Below are 763 nucleotides of genomic sequence, written 5' to 3' on the forward strand. Positions count from 1 at the left end.
GACAAACCCATCATACCGAGGCGCTCCTTTTTTGACAAAGCCCATTTCTTAGGCTATACAGGAATGTTTAGCTTAATGAGAGTACCCTATTTTTTCTCTAGTAAGGCCCACGTAATCTCAGGTTCATCTCCTACTAGGGTTATCATTCGCTCCTCCAAGACCTTAAATGTTTTCCTTTATCCAAGAACGTAACTTATCTGCATAGAAAGAGCGTTCATCTGGATCGGACTGAGAACCCTTCGTCAGATAAAGTTGATCATTCACATATCTAGGGTAAACATGGAGATGATAATGCCACACGTCTTGATTACCAGCAGGCTCATTATGTTGCCGCGTAGAAATCCCATCACATCCATATGTACTTTTCATTGCAAACGCTGTAAGCTGAGCCGCGCGGTGAATTTCAACAGCGTAATCCGCAGGGAGTTCGAAGATGTTCTCGAAATGTTGATTAGGAACAACAAGAACATGTCCTTTATTGTTTGGCCACCATTTGCTCGCTATAAAAGCCGTTACCTTTTCATTCTGATAGATGATATCCCTTTGTTTTGTTCCCTGATTAGGTCGCTCGATACCCGAAACACGACAAAATGGACACTCGTATCCTTCGGGCCTATGTGAAAATGATGCTGCCATCTTTCTCATTCAACTCCATCCATATTTATCCAACCAGTTATTAGACGCAGGCAACTTCTGTTCGTTGCGTTATTCTGCCCGTTCGTATTATGAGGTCACCAGATCTTTCTGGTCGACCTCTTTTTTG

1 protein-coding gene is annotated in these 763 nt (G+C 42.7%); it reads right to left on the reverse strand.

Annotated features, from left to right (window positions below; genetic code table 11):
- Positions 1-162: 162 nt before the first annotated feature.
- A complete protein-coding gene (locus OB236_RS29385; RefSeq protein WP_262687110.1) occupies positions 163-645 on the reverse strand; it encodes an HIT family protein in 483 nt (160 codons plus the stop codon).
- Between the last annotated feature and the right edge of the window lie 118 nt (positions 646-763).

The organism is Paenibacillus baimaensis (assembly GCF_025567575.1).